Origin of the sequence: Streptomyces sp. NPDC088387, from assembly GCF_044753385.1 — a bacterium.
Taxonomy (GTDB): Bacteria; Actinomycetota; Actinomycetes; order Streptomycetales; family Streptomycetaceae; genus Streptomyces.
In genome coordinates this window covers 1-14,509 of sequence record NZ_JBIVNC010000002.1, presented here as the reverse complement: position 1 = coordinate 14,509, position 14,509 = coordinate 1, and the positions used below count along the sequence as shown (strand labels likewise).

Sequence of the window (14,509 nt, the reverse complement as noted above, 5' to 3'; positions counted from 1 at the left end):
TCTGTGTGACTTCACGGTCCGCCTGGTTGGCGCGCGGCCCGATCTTCGATAGGTTAGGCAAGCCTTACCTAAGGAGGATTCGGATGGGTGACAGCCAAACCTGGACGGCCGCCCCCGGCGCGGCGGAACGCGCGCGCTCGGTGCTCGCCGCCGCGTGGTCGTGCGCGGTGACCGCGGAGGGCAGCCGCGAGGAGTTCGTCGGCGCGCACGAGGTCGCCGAGGACGGCCGGGTGCTCCTGCACGTACCGGACGACAGCGCGCTGCTCGCCACCGCGATCTGCGCCCCGCGCGGCGAGCCGTCCGCGGTCCTGGAGTTCGCCGACGTCGCCCCCGTTCCCGTGAAGAACCGGATCCGCGCCCGGCTCTGGCTGGCCGGCTGGTTCTCCTCCGTCGACGGACACCTCGTCTTCAAGGCGACCCGCGTGGTGCTGCACCAGCCCACCGGAGCCGAGGTCGTGGACCTCGACGACTTCGCCGCCGCCACGCCCGACCCGCTGGCCACCGCCGAGGCCCGGCTGCTGACCCACCTCGCCGACGCCCACCCCGACGCCGTCGAGCGGCTCACCCGCCTCGTGGAGTCCGACAACCTGCACGGTGTCGTCCGTGTCCAGCCCCTCGCCGTCGACCGGCACGGACTGACCCTGCGCATCGAACGCCGCCGCGCCCACGGCGACGTACGCCTCCCCTTCCACACCCCCGCCGACACCGTCGCGCAGCTCACCGAGCGGATGCACGTCCTGCTCGCCCAGGCGAGCGCCGCCGCGTGCAACCGTCCGGCGCTACAGCGGCAGCGCACAGACGGCGACGGGTGACGCGAACGGCCCGCCCGCGCGGGACAGTTCACCGCTCGTGTCGTCCACCTCGAAGACCGTCACGGTGCCCGACCGCTGGTTCGCCGCGAACAGCAGCCGCCCGTCCGGCGAGAAGGCGATCTGCCGTGGGAAGTCACCGCCCACCGGCACCGTGTCCAGCAGCCTGAGCCGGGCCCCGTCGGCCTCCACCGCGTACCGGCTGAGGCTGTTGTGGCCCCGGTTGGCTAGATAGGCGTACGCGCCGTTCGCGGTCACCAGGATCTGCGCCGGGTAACTGGTGCCCGCGCCCGTGCCCGTCGGCTGGGCCTCCCCGACGGTCAGCCGGCCGCCGGCCACGTCGTACGCGCAGACGGCGACCGTGTTGTCGAGCTCGTTGGCCAGGTAGGCGTACCGCCCGCCCGGGTGGAAGGTGAGGTGGCGCGGACCGGCACCCGCGCGCGTGCGGGCCCGCGAGACCTCCGTGAGCGTGCCGGCAGCCTCGTCGAGCCGGTACGTGTAGACGGTGTCCGTGCCGAGATCGACGGCGAGGACATGGCCGCCGTCCGGGCTCGTCACACACTGGTGCGCGTGCGGACCGTCCTGGCCGGGACCGGGTGCCGGGCTGGAGTGCGTCACCAGGTCGCTGCGCTCGCCCAGCGCGCCGGACGCGTCGATCGGGTGCACGGCCACACTGCCCGACGTGTAGTTGGCGCTCAGCAGCCAGCGGCCGCCCGGATGCACCGACAGATGACAGGGCGCCGCCCCGCCCGTGCTCCGGCTGCCCAGCACCTTGTGGTCGTCGAGCCGTACGGCGGTCACCGCGCCGTCCGCCCGCTCGTTCACGGCGTACAGCGTGCCGCCGCCCGGATGCAGCGCCAGATACGACGGATCGCCGACGCCCGTGACGGTGCCGGTCCCGGTGATCCCACCGGTCGCCGGGTCGTACGTGGCGGTCCCGATGCCGGTGCCGCCGCCGTCGACGGAGGTGTAGGTGCCGATATACAGCGGACGCGGGCCGGCGGTCGGCTCGGGCACCGGGCTGGTGGCCGCGTCCTGCGCGGCGGCGCCGCCGGAGGCCGGGGACGAGGCCGCGCCGGGCGCCGGCTCGTCCTTCGCGCCGCACGCCGTGCCCGGGAACACGGCCAGCGCGGCGGTCCCGGTCAACGCCCCGACCAGCCGGCGTCTCGTCAGACCGCTGCCCGCCGCATTCGCGCCCGCAGCTTCCGCACCACTGCCCATGCCCGCACCTCAGGTCGTCGACTGCCTCACCGCCCGCCACCCACCTTGGCGTGCGGCGGGCGGTGACGCAAAGGAGGGTCGTGGGGGCGAGGGGGTGTTTGTGTGGAGGTGTGGGGTGGGGCGTGGGGGGTGGGGCGTGGCGTGGGCGGTGGGGCGTGGGGGGTGGGGGCACGCGCGTACCCGTCACCTCACCCAGTCCCCGGTCCCGCCACCTGGTCCCCGTCCCGTCCCGTCACCAGTCCCCGTCCTGCACAGGCTTTCCCGGCGGGTCGCCGAGCTGGTGGGTCTGGCCGGCGGAGGGTTCCTGCCAGGGCTCGTGGTCGTCGCCGAGCCAGTCGCCGACGGGCTTCACGCCGCCGAGCTGCTCCGAGGGCGCGAGGTCCTCGCCCTCCTGGTCGTAGTAGTCGAACCAGGGCAGTCCCGCGCGGGTGTACGCCGCCCGGTCCACCGGCGACGGCGGCGGAGCCTCGCCGGTGATCCGCCGCCACTCCGGCGGCGTCACCAGATGCACGAAGACCCGGCCGGACGGCTCGCGCGACCAGTCCGACAGGCGCCGGTCGTCGCGGTAGACCTCCTGCCGCATCGACCCGCCGACCCCCAGACCCATCGCCGCGGGGGCGGGCGGAGCCCCGCCGAAAGCCGCCGGTGCCGCCATCGGCATCGCCGCCCCGTAGCCCCCGGCCGCCTTCGCCATCCCGCGCGCGAACGCCGGCCGCTCCCGCTGCGACTCGCGCCAGGCGGCCAGCGCCCGGTCGTTCAGCGGGAAGGACCGCAGCTGTACGCCGCCCCAGACCTCCTCGCCGGTGACCTGGCCCTCGACGGTCGCGCCGAGGCCCAGTGGCACCGCGACGAACTGCCGGACCGTGCCCTTGCCGGAGTTGATGCCGTCCAGCCACGGCTGGCGCGGCAGCACCACGTAGTTCTGCGGGTCGTGGGCGAGCCGGTCGCTCCACGGCTCGCCCGAGACCGCGCACACCTTGCCGACCCCGACCTGCAACGCGGCGGGCTCGGTGGTGCCGCCGAAGCTCAGCCACATCGCCTCGCGCAGATACACGGGCAGCAGCACCCCGCCGCGCGCCAGCCACTCCGGCGGAACGGTGTCCGGGAAGTCCTCGACCCGCCGGACCGGGAACTCACCGAGCCCCGGCGGCAGCGCGTGCGTACCCGTCTCCGGCAGTCGCAGCGTGCGGATGAACCGCACCGCCACACCGCCGGGCAGCCGCAGTGTGTTTCCGTCGATCCGCACCGTGCCGGCCGTGGCCATCCGCGGGCTCCCCTCGTCGTCGTCCAGGTGACCGCCGATGATGTCGCGCACGGTCTTCACAGAGAACGCCGGGCGGCCGCCGCTCGGTTCCGCATCGCGCGACGCGACGCGCGCACCCGCTCCCGCATCCGGGTCAGCCGCGGCCTGCGCTCCCGCTGCTCGCGCGAGTAACGGTCCAGCTCCTCGAAGAGCCGGCGCGAACGGTGCTCGGTGTCCAGCTCGTCGATGATCCGGTTGACCTCGGTGAGGAGCGCGCCGAACAACTGCCACTGCCGGTCGTTGTGCCGCACCTCCTCCAGCAGCAGCCGGGCCAGCGTGTCGCGGGTGGCCGCGGCCTGCCGGAGTTCGGCCGCGAGGCGCGCCTCCGCCGACTCGGCGCTCACGCTGACACTGGTCGTGACCAGCACCGCGAAGCTCACCACGGCGTCGGCGATCTCCGACAGGAGCTGCTCCACCAGCGCGCCCGTGCGTGCGGGGAACAACGGCTCGGGTTCCCGTTCCTTGGCCAGGTCGGTGAGGGTGCGCGCGATCACCCGCAGGACGACCGTGCAGATCTCCAGCGTGTCCAGGCCGGTGCGCAGCACGATCCGGTGCAGCAGGCCCTCCTTCACGCGTGGATTGAGCCGCAGACTGTCCTCCGCCTGCCGCAGGTCCGCGTCGACCTCGACGATCTCGTGGTCCAGCTGCCGTGCCTCGTGCAGCCGCTCGGCCGCCTGCTGGGCCGGGGTACGCCCGGCCGCCTCCTCACCGACCCGCAGCATCAACTGCCGCACCCGGCGCGCCAGCCCCTCGATCGAGGCACCCGCCTCGTCCACCCAGACCGGCGGCGCCACCAGCAGATTGCAGCCGAGGCCGACCACCGCGCCGATCAGCGTCTCCACGATCCGCGCCCAGGCCGTGTCGCCGACGGCGGTGACGCCGAGCACCAGCATCGCGCTGATGGCCACCTCGGGCACGAACTCGTCGACCCGCACCAGATGCCCGACCCCGAGCGCGGCGAGGATCACCAGCGCGAGGCTCCACCAGGTCAGACCCACCAGGAGGCTGAACGCGATGGCGACGAGGACGCCCGCGACCACGGAGTTGACCCGGCGGATGCCGGTGGTGAGCGTCGAGTAGAGGGTGACCTGCACGACCAGCAGCGCGGTCAGTGGCGCGGTGAGCGGCGCCGCCTCGGGGCTGAGCCGGAGCGCGATGACATACGCGATCGTCGCCGCGCCCGTCGACCGCAGGGTCTGCACGATCACCGGGTCCCGGCTCCGCCGCCGCACCTCGCGGACGAGCGGCGGCCACCACTTACGTACGTCTCGCATCCCTGGGGCTGTTCCCCCCGATCCGGTGTGTCGAACGTGCCGGGTGTTCCGGGAGGGCCGGGTGGGGGAGACGGCGGGGCGGGAGACCGCGGGAGGCGTGATCCACCGCTGGACGCCGGGGCCGGTGCCTACGTATACAGCTTGTCGAGGAAGGCGGAGAGATTCCCGGTCGCCCGCGCGATCTGCTCCTCCACGGTGAGGCTCTCCTCGAACCGGCCCCCGCTGTCCGGCACCTTCCTGCCCCGCAGGTAGAGGGAGCAGGCCAGGTCGGTGCACATGTACAGACCGACCGAGTTGCCCTCGCGGCCGGCGGTGCCCGCCTTGCGGGCCGTCATCAGCGAGACGCCACCACCGGGATGGGTCGTCAGACAGAGCGAACACATACTGCGGTGCAGAAAGCCGCGCTGGGACGCGGGGAACCGCAGGGTCACCCCCACGAGTCGGTCGTCCCGCTCGGTCACCAGATAGCTGCGGTCGGGCGCGCCCGGATCCCGCCACCCGAGAAAGTCGAGATCGCTCCAGGGCCGCTGCTCAAGATCCCGAGGCACGGCCAGCCGCTTCGCCTCCCCCTTCGAACAGTTGACGAAGGATGCGCGGATGTCCTGCTCGGTGAGTGAGCGCATGGGGAGCCTCCCGGGTGTGCTGCAAGCGTGGTATCAGCTATTCCTAGATTCCTAGGCATCCTAGGAACGGTCCTACGATAGATAGTCAGGATAGGGGGATACCAATGGATTTCCCGGACGGGGTCCGGCCACCGCGGGCGCGGGCCGCCCTGCACCACGTCGCGCGACACGCTTCGGGGCCCCCGAGGGCGCGGGGACCGCCTGCTCGGGCATCGAGGCGGCACGGGTACAGCCGAGCCCGTGAACGCGGGGTGCCGACGAGCCCGTGTACGCCGGGTGCCGACGAGCCCGTGAACGCGGGACGCAGCCGATACCGTCACCGCTCGGTACATCCGGGATCCCAGGCGCAGGTGCGGCCGAGCCCCTGAACCGCCCCTGCCGCCAAGGGAGTTGGGCACCGCCCCGCCGTCACCCCCGCCGGGCGACACCACGGCGGACCCACGCACTCACTCCGCGCACAGTTCCCGTACACCCGCTGTTGCGTACCCTGTGACGGGACCGCACAGGGAACCGACAGCACGCCGTCGCTCGTGGCAGGACTCGTCGGCCGGCCGGCAAGGTCTGTCGGGCCGGCCCCCCGGTCGGCGTCGGGCCGCTCCGCCTCCCGGGCGGGCGTCGCTCCGGGGTTGTCCGCGGGGACGTGTGCGTGGCGTCCCGTACCCCGCCCGGCCTTGCCCCGCGCTTTGCTCATAACATGAATTAAGGGTTCGAGAAAGGTCGCGCCCGGGGCAACCCCAGAGGTATGTTGCAGGTCGGACGCGGGTCGGAAGGAGCCACATGGCGGGGCGGAACGGGCGCACAGTGCGGGACCTCAGGCGGGCCAACCGCACGGCCGTGCTGCAACGGCTGTACTTCGACGGCCCCCTCAGCCGCTTCGAACTGGGCCCGGCGACGGGCCTCAGCTCCGGCTCGATCAGCAATGTCGTGGCCGACCTGGTCGGCGACGGACTGGTGGAGGAGGCCGGCAGCGTCGACTCCGACGGCGGTCGCCCCCGCACCCTGCTGCGCGTCGCGCCCACCAGTGGCCACATGATCGGCGTCGACGTCGGCGAGACCCGTGTGCGGGTCGAGCTGTTCGATCTCGCGCTGACCGAACTCGCCCGCACCGAGCGCGCGCTGGAGCACCAGCGCTACGACGTCGACGTCATCGTCGGTCACATCCGCGACGGCATCAGCGAGGTGATCGAGGCCGCCGGTGTCGGCCCCGAGCAGCTGCTGGGCGTGGGCATCGGCGTCCCCGGCATCGTCGAGCGCACGGCGGAGCGCGGTGCCGTGGTGCACGGCCAGACTATCGGCTGGGACGCGGTCCCGCTGGAGGAGCTGCTCCGCGAGGGCTCCCAACTGCCCGTCTCCGTCTCGTACTTCATCGACAACGGCGCCAAGACCCTCGGCCAGGCCGAGATGTGGTTCGGCGGCGGACGCGGCGCGCACAACGCGGTGGTCGTCCTGTTCGGCTCCGGTGTCGGCGCCTGTCTGGTCACGCCGGAGGTGGAGCACGGCCGGGCCGTGGAGTGGGGCCATCTGACGGTCCGGGTGCGCGGCCGGCGCTGCCGCTGCGGCGCACTCGGCTGCCTGGAGGCCTACGCCGGGGCCGAGTCGCTGCTGGAGCGCTGGCGCGAGGCGGGCGGACGGCCGCCCGAGGACAGCGACGAGGAGACGACCCTCACCGCGATGCTCGCCGCCGCCTATCCGGCCGACGGCGGCGAGGCCGACCCGGTCGCGCTCGGGGTCCTGGAGGAGACCGCCGAGTATCTCGGCGCGGGGCTCTCCGACCTGATCAACCTGTTCCAGCCGGAGCGCATCCTCATCGGCGGCTGGGCCGGCCTCCAGCTCGGCCCGCGGTTCCTGCCGGACGTACGCCGGCACGCGGTGTCGTACGCGCTGAAGTACCCGGCGCAGAAGGTGACCGTCGAGCTCGGCCGGCTCGGTCCCGACGCGGTCACCGTGGGTGCCGCGATCCTGCCGCTCGCCGACTTCTTCGCGCGCGGCGGCCGGCGCCCGGAGCCGGTGCCCGAGGGCCCGGCGCCCGCGTGGCACGCGGTGCTGGAGGAGCGGGCGCCGCACTGAGGTGCGACGGATGCGGTGGTCCGGTCCAGCAGGGGGCGCGTTCGCGCACGGGCCGGGAAACACTGCCGTAGTCTAGTTTTGACAGGCCCTTGACAAATTGACGGGTGCCTCGCAGCATGCAAAGGGTTCGCAGATATCTGCAATTCCCTTGTTGCGTAACGCAATTACTGCACAACGCACGGACTCGGGTGTTCCGGATCCGCGCGTCGCACAGGTACCCGGCAAGCGCGGCCGGCGCGCGCCTTGCCTGACATCCCCCAACGTCAGGAAGGACGATCCCCCATGTTCCGACGCCCTCGCGCAGGGCTGAGAACGTTCCTTGCGCTCACGCTCGTACTGGCCGGAGCCGCCACCGCGGCCCCTGCGGCCGGCACGGCGTCCGCGGCCGTGGCGGACCTGCCGCCGGCCGACTACCAGCAGGTCCAACTCGCCACCGGCGCCGCCGAGATGGGCGAGCCGATGTCCCTGACCGTGCTGCCCGACCGCTCGGTCCTGCATACCGCCCGCGACGGCACGATCCGCATCACGGACCCCGCGGGAAACACCAGGCAGGCCGGAAAGCTGGACGTCTACACGCATGACGAGGAAGGCCTCCAGGGCATCGCGGCCGACCCCGCCTTCACCACGAACCGGTATGTGTACGCGTACTACTCCCCACGGCTGAACACCCCCGCGGGAGACGCGCCCACCACCGGCAGCGCCGCCGACTTCGAGGCCTGGAAGGGGCATCTCAACCTCTCGCGGTTCACCCTGCGCACCGACGGCACCCTCGACATGGCCAGCGAGCGGGTCGTCCTCGAAGTGCCCAACGACCGCGGCCAGTGCTGCCACGTCGGCGGCGACATCGACTTCGACGCGGCCGGGAACCTGTATCTGACCACCGGCGACGACACCAACCCGTTCGACTCCGCCGGCTACGCGCCGATCGACGAACGCACCAACCGCAACCCGCAGTTCGACGCCCAGCGCAGCTCCGGCAACACCAACGACCTGCGCGGCAAGGTGCTGCGGATCAGGCCGACCGCCGCCGGCGGCTACACCGTCCCGTCGGGCAACCTCTTCGCCGCGGGCACCGCGAACACCCGGCCCGAGATCTACGCGATGGGCTTCCGCAACCCGTTCCGGATGTCCGTCGACAAGGCCACCGGCATCGTCTACCTCGGCGACTACGGCCCCGACGCCGGAGCCACCGACCCCAACCGCGGGCCCGGCGGCCAGGTCGAGTTCGACCGCATCACCTCGCCCGGCAACTACGGCTGGCCGTACTGCACGGGCACCAACACCACGAACGAGACGTACAACGAGTACACGTTCCCGAGCGGCCCCGCCAACGCCAAGTACAACTGCTCGGGCGGCCCCGCCAACAACTCGTTCCGCAACACCGGGCAGGCCCAGCTGCCGCCGGCGCGGCCCAGCTGGATCAAGTACGGCCTCGACGGCTCCCCGCCCGAGTTCGGCGGCGGCTCCGAGTCCCCGATGGGCGGCGAGGTCTACCGCTACGACCCCAACTCCTCGTCCACGGTGAAGTTCCCGCAGTCCCTCGACGGCCGCTTCTTCGCCGGCGAGTACGGCCGCCAGTGGATCAAGGCCATCGAGGTCCGCAGCGACGGCTCCTACGGTGTCATCGAGGACGTCCCCTGGAACGGCACCCAGGTGATGGACAGCGACTTCGGCCCCGACGGCGCGCTGTACGTCCTGGACTACGGCACCGGCAGCAACAACGCCGGCCTGTACCGCATCGAGTACATCGGCGGCGCCAACCGCAACCCCGTCGCCCAGGCCTCCGCCAACCGCACCTCCGGCGCCCTGCCGCTGGCCGTGCAGTTCTCCTCCGCGGGCAGCTCCGACCCCGAGGGCGGCGCGCTCACCTACTCGTGGAACTTCGGCGACGGCTCCACGTCCACCCAGGCCAACCCCAGCCACACGTACACCACCGCGGGCACCTTCCGCCCCACCCTCACCGTCCGTGACCCACAAGGGCTCACCGGAACCGCGAGCCTGGTGATCACCGCGGGCAACACCGCGCCGACGGTGACCCTGCAACAACCCCTGGACGGGCAGCTGTTCTCCTTCGGCGACACCGTCCCGTTCCGGGTGGCGGTGAGCGACCCCGAGGACGGCACGATCGACTGCTCCAGGGTGAAGGTCACCTACCTCCTCGGCCATGACAGCCACACCCACGCGATCACCTCGACCAACGGCTGTTCGGGCAATCTCACCGTGCCCGCCGACGGCGAACACGACAGCGCCGCGAACCTCTACGGGGTGTTCGACGCCGAGTACACCGACTCGGCCGGTCTGACCACCCACTCGCTGCGCACCCTCCAGCCGCGCCACCGCCAGGGCGAGCACTTCGGCGCCCAGTCCGGCATCCAGATCGCCGACCACCCCACGGCCGAGGGCGGCAGGACCGTCGGCTTCACCGACAACAACGACTGGGTCTCCTTCAAGCCCTACGCCCTCACCGGCGCCACCCGGTTCACCGCCAGGGTGGCCTCCGGCGGACCGGGCGGCACCATCGAGGTGCGGGCCGGATCCACCACCGGCACCCTGCTGGGCACCGCCACCGTCGCCCCCACCGGCGGCTGGGAGAACTACACCGACGTCAGCGCCAACCTGACCAATGTGCCCGCCGCGAGCACCGAACTCTTCCTGGTGTTCAAGGGCGTCACCGGCCAGGGCAACCTGCTCGACCTCGACGCCTTCACATTCGGCACCGGCTCCACCACGACCACCCCGTGGGAGGCGGAGTCGTTCAGCTCGAACTCCGGCGTCCAGACGGCGGCCCACACCGGCGCCAGCGGCGGACTGACCCTCGGCTACATCGACAACGGCGACTGGGCGGGCTACGCCTCCGTCTCGACCGTGCGCGCCACCTCGGTCACCGCCCGGGTCTCCTCGGCGGGCGCCGGCGGCACCATCCAGTTCCGCTCCGGCTCACAGACCGGGCCGGTGCTCGGCTCGGTGACCGTGCCGGTGACCGGCGGCTGGGAGACGTTCACCAACGTCACCACCACGCTCAACGGCTCCGGGACGGGCCCGCTGTTCCTCACCTTCACCGGTGGGGCCGGCTCGCTCTTCGACGTCGACACCTTCACCTTGTCCTCCACCACCACCGCCTCCACGCGAAAGGGGTGATGACCATGAACCTGATGCGCACACTGCGCCGCTGCACCGCCGTCGCGGCGATGTCCCTGCTCGGAGCGCTGATCACACCGATGAGCACGGCCCACGCCGCGCCCTTCGAGGTCCTGGTGTTCTCGAAGACCGCCGGATTCCGGCACGACGCCATCCCGACCGGCATCAACACCCTGCGCACACTCGGCCAGCAGAACGACTTCACCATCACGGCCACCGAGGACGCGGGCGCCTTCACCACGGCCAACCTCGCCGCCTACGAGGCCGTCGTCTTCCTCAACACCACCGGCGACGTCCTCAACACCACCCAGCAGACCGCCCTCCAGTCGTACGTCGACGGCGGCGGCGGCTATCTCGGTGTGCACGCGGCGGCCGACACCGAGTACGACTGGCCGTACTACGGCCAGCTCGTGGGCGCCTGGTTCCAGAGCCACCCGGCGATCCAGACGGCCACGATCAGGAACGAGGACCGGACCCACCCGGCCACCTCGCACCTCGGCGCCACCTGGACCCGCTCCGACGAGTGGTACAACTACCGCGCCAACCCCCGCCCCAACGTGCACGTCCTTCAGACCCTGGACGAGAGCAGCTACAGCGGCGGCTCCATGGGCGGCGACCACCCCATCACCTGGTGCCACCCCCAGGGCCAGGGCCGTTCCTTCTACACCGGCCTCGGGCACACCATCGAGTCCTACGCCGACGCCAACTTCCGCTCGCTGCTCCTCGGCGGACTGCGGTACGCGGCAGGTCAGGTCAGCGCCAACTGCTCGGCCCCGGCCGGCGGCGGACAGGTCGAGGCGGAGTCGTACACCTCCGGCTCCGGCGTACAGGCCGCGGCACATGCCCCGGCCAGCGGCGGGCAGACCCTCGGCCATATCGACAACGGCGACTGGGCGGGCTACTCCGGCGTCACCACCGCCGGGGCCCGCACCTTCACCGCGAAGGTGTCGTCCGCGGGCGCGGGCGGCCGGATCGAGGTCCGCTCCGGCTCGGCCACCGGCACCCTGCTCGGCTCGGTGGCGGTCCCGGTGACCGGCGGCTGGGAGACCTTCACCACCGTCACCACGACCCTGACCGGATCGGCGACCGGACCGCTGTTCCTCCGATTCACCGGGGGCGGCGGAGCCCTGTTCGACGTCGACACCTTCAGCCTCGGCACGGCACCGATCGCCGACGCCCTCGACGACAACGTCCATCTCTTCTACTACCCGTGGTACGGCAGCCCGGCGGTCAACGGCTCCTGGCGCCACTGGCAGCAGGGCGGACGCACCCCGCCGAACGACGTCGGCGCCGACTTCTACCCCACACTCGGTGCCTACGACTCCGGTGACTTCGCCGGAGCCGTCGAGCAGCACATGGACTGGGTCGTCCGCTCGGGCGCCGGTGTGCTCGTCTACAGCTGGTGGGGCCGCGGCAGCTACGAGGACCAGCTCGCCCGGGGTGTGCTCGACGCGGCGGCGGAGAAGGGCATCAAGGTGGCCTGGCACCTGGAGCCGTACGGAGGCCGCAGCGCGGCGTCGACGGTCGCCGACATCCAGTACATCAACAGCACCTACGGCAGCCACCCCGCCTTCTACCGGTCGGCGGACCACGGCGGCAAGAACGCCTTCTACGTCTTCCAGAGCCTCGACATCCCGGACTGGACGGCGCTGGACCAGGTGACCGGCAACAGCATCGTGCTGGCGCAGACCACCGACACCACGAGGATCGCGCACTTCTCCGGCATGTACACCTACGACGGCATCGCGGGCGCCACGGCACCCGGCTGGAAGCAGGCCGGCGACTACGCCCGCGCCAACGGGCTGATCTGGTCGCCGTCCGTGGCACCCGGCTACGTCGACGACCGCGCGGTGCCGGGCAACACCACACCCACCGTGGCCCGGGCCAACGGCGCGGCCTACGACCGGCAGTGGAACAACGCCCTGGACCCGGCGATCGGCGGCAATCCGACATGGGTGTCGGTGACGTCGTTCAACGAGTGGCACGAGGGCAGCACCATCGAGCCGGCCGACTCCACCCCGCCGGCGGGCCAGAACTACCAGACCTACAACGGCGCCTACGGGCAGACGGGAGCCGCCGCCGAGACGGCGTATCTGGACCGCACCGCGTACTGGGCGGGGCGTTTCCAGTAGCACTGCGTAGCTTCAACTTCTGTTCGGCAGAGCACGGGTGGGACGCACTTTGTTTCATCTCTTGACGCTGTTGGTGCAGACCAATAGCTTCACGGGACACTGCAACACCCGTGGGGGTGCCCGGACTTCACACAGTCCGGGCACCCGCACCCGCACCCCCCCATCCACGGCTGTCCCCGGCCGAGTCCTCGCTAGGAGGATGTGTGCTTCGCCTCTCTCCACCCACCCCCACGCGGCACCCCGGATCCGCGACCGTCCGCCGCCGCTGGGCCGCGGCCCTGCTGGGCACGGTCTCCGCCGCGTCCCTGCTCACCGCGGCTCCCTCACAGGCCGCCCCGGACGCCGAGGTCGGAATCGCCGCCCTGCCGACCGGCGCGTCGACCGTGGTCAACTCGGGCAGCGGCAAGTGCCTGGACGCCCGGTCCGCAGCCACCGCCAACGGCACGGTCGTACAGCAGTACGCCTGCAACAGCTCCACCGCCCAGCAGTGGACGTTCACGACCACCAGCGACGGCTATGTCCGGATCAACAACGGCAACAACGCCAACCAGGTCGTCGATGTCTCGAACGTCTCCACGGCCGACAACGCGCTCGTGCACCTGTGGGCCTACGGCGGTGGCACCAACCAGCAGTGGCTGCCGGTCGACGAGGGCGGCGGCGCCTACCACTTCGTCAACCGCAACAGCGGCAAGTGCCTCGACGTGCCCAGCGCGTCGACCGCGGACAGCGTGCAGCTGGTGCAGTACACCTGCAACGGCAGCGCCGCCCAGCGCTTCCAGGTCGCTCCGGTGACCACACCGCCCGGTGACATCGACCTCGGCCCGAACGTGGTCGTCTTCGACCCGTCGATGCCGTCCTCGACGATCCAGAGCCGGCTCAACTCGATCTTCCAGCAGCAGGAGACGAACCAGTTCGGCTCCCAGCGCTACGCCGTGATGTTCAAGCCCGGCACGTACAGCGCCGACGTCAACGTCGGCTTCTACACCCAGGTCCTCGGGCTCGGCCAGTCGCCGGACTCGGTGACCATCAACGGGGCCGTGCATGTCGAGGCGGACTGGTTCCCGCCGCAGAACGCCACACAGAACTTCTGGCGGGGCGCGGAGAACCTCTCGGTCAACCCGACCGGCGGCGCCGACCGCTGGGCGGTCTCGCAGGCGTCCGCGTACCGGCGGATGCATGTGCGCGGAGGCCTCGCGCTGAGCGACGGCGGCTGGTCCAGCGGCGGCTACATGGCCGACTCGAAGATCGACGGCCAGGTCAACTCGGGCACCCAGCAGCAGTGGCTGACCCGCAACTCGCAGCTCGGCAGCTGGACCGGCTCCAACTGGAACATGGTCTTCGTCGGCAGCCAGGGCGTGCCGGGCACCAGCTTCCCCAACCCGCCGTACACCACGGTGGCGCAGAGCCCGGTGACCCGCGAGAAGCCGTACCTGTACATCGACTCCAACGGTGACTACCAGGTGTTCGTCCCGTCCCTGCGGACCAACACCGCGGGCACCACGTGGGCGAACGGCAACACGCCCGGATCCTCGCTGTCCATCGACCAGTTCTACGTCGTGAAGCCGGGCGCCACCGCCGCGCAGATCAACGCCGCTCTGGCCGAGGGGAAGAACCTGCTGGTCACGCCGGGTGTCTACCACCTGAACCAGACGCTCCAGGTGAACCGTCCCGACACGGTCGTGCTGGGTCTGGGCCTGGCCACGTTCATCCCCGACAACGGCGTCACCGCCATGCGGGTCGCCGACGTCGACGGTGTGAAGGTCGCCGGTGTGCTCTTCGACGCGGGCACCACCAACTCGCAGACGCTGATGGAGGTCGGTCCGACCGGCTCGTCGGCGTCGCACGCCGCCAACCCGACCTCGCTGCACGACGTGTACTTCCGTGTCGGCGGCGCCGCGGTCGGCAAGGCCACCACCAGCCTCGTCGTCAACAGCGACAACGT

At 71.6% G+C, this 14,509-nt stretch carries 9 protein-coding genes; 5 read left to right on the top strand and 4 right to left on the bottom strand.

Going from position 1 to position 14,509, the window contains the following annotated elements; all coding sequences use genetic code 11:
• Positions 1-83 precede the first annotated feature (83 nt).
• Complete coding sequence (locus ACIQAC_RS04705) at positions 84-812, top strand: DUF2470 domain-containing protein (RefSeq protein WP_402186985.1); 729 nt, start codon at positions 84-86, stop codon at positions 810-812.
• Here the strand turns inward: ACIQAC_RS04705 and ACIQAC_RS04700 are convergent.
• The 4 genes from ACIQAC_RS04700 to ACIQAC_RS04685 form a co-directional block, all read right to left on the bottom strand.
• Positions 780-2,030 carry a lactonase family protein gene (locus ACIQAC_RS04700; RefSeq protein ID WP_402186984.1) on the bottom strand — a complete coding sequence of 417 codons (1,251 nt, stop codon included), beginning with the start codon at positions 2,028-2,030 and terminating at the stop codon, positions 780-782. The two genes, ACIQAC_RS04705 and ACIQAC_RS04700, sit on opposite strands and share 33 nt — an antisense overlap.
• 232 nt (positions 2,031-2,262) lie before the next feature.
• Positions 2,263-3,294, bottom strand: coding sequence for a hypothetical protein (locus ACIQAC_RS04695; RefSeq protein ID WP_402188179.1), 1,032 nt, complete (start codon positions 3,292-3,294; stop codon positions 2,263-2,265).
• 56 nt (positions 3,295-3,350) lie between these two features.
• A complete protein-coding gene (locus ACIQAC_RS04690) occupies positions 3,351-4,607 on the bottom strand; it encodes an FUSC family protein (RefSeq protein WP_402186982.1) in 1,257 nt (418 codons plus the stop codon).
• Between the two features lie 128 nt (positions 4,608-4,735).
• Complete coding sequence (locus tag ACIQAC_RS04685) at positions 4,736-5,230, bottom strand: FBP domain-containing protein (RefSeq protein WP_402186981.1); 495 nt, start codon at positions 5,228-5,230, stop codon at positions 4,736-4,738.
• Between the two features lie 777 nt (positions 5,231-6,007).
• Here ACIQAC_RS04685 and ACIQAC_RS04680 point away from each other — a divergent pair.
• The 4 genes from ACIQAC_RS04680 to ACIQAC_RS04665 all read left to right on the top strand — a co-directional run.
• Positions 6,008-7,297, top strand: a complete 1,290-nt coding sequence (locus ACIQAC_RS04680; RefSeq protein ID WP_402186980.1) for an ROK family protein — start codon at positions 6,008-6,010, stop codon at positions 7,295-7,297.
• A gap of 282 nt (positions 7,298-7,579) precedes the next feature.
• Positions 7,580-10,435 carry a carbohydrate-binding protein gene (locus ACIQAC_RS04675; RefSeq protein WP_402186979.1) on the top strand — a complete coding sequence of 952 codons (2,856 nt, stop codon included), beginning with the start codon at positions 7,580-7,582 and terminating at the stop codon, positions 10,433-10,435.
• A gap of 5 nt (positions 10,436-10,440) precedes the next feature.
• Positions 10,441-12,567: a ThuA domain-containing protein gene (locus tag ACIQAC_RS04670; protein ID WP_402188177.1), complete on the top strand. Its 2,127-nt coding sequence runs from the start codon at positions 10,441-10,443 to the stop codon at positions 12,565-12,567.
• A gap of 278 nt (positions 12,568-12,845) precedes the next feature.
• The coding region (locus tag ACIQAC_RS04665) for an RICIN domain-containing protein (protein ID WP_402188175.1) at positions 12,846-14,509 on the top strand (1,664 nt) is incomplete at its 3' end.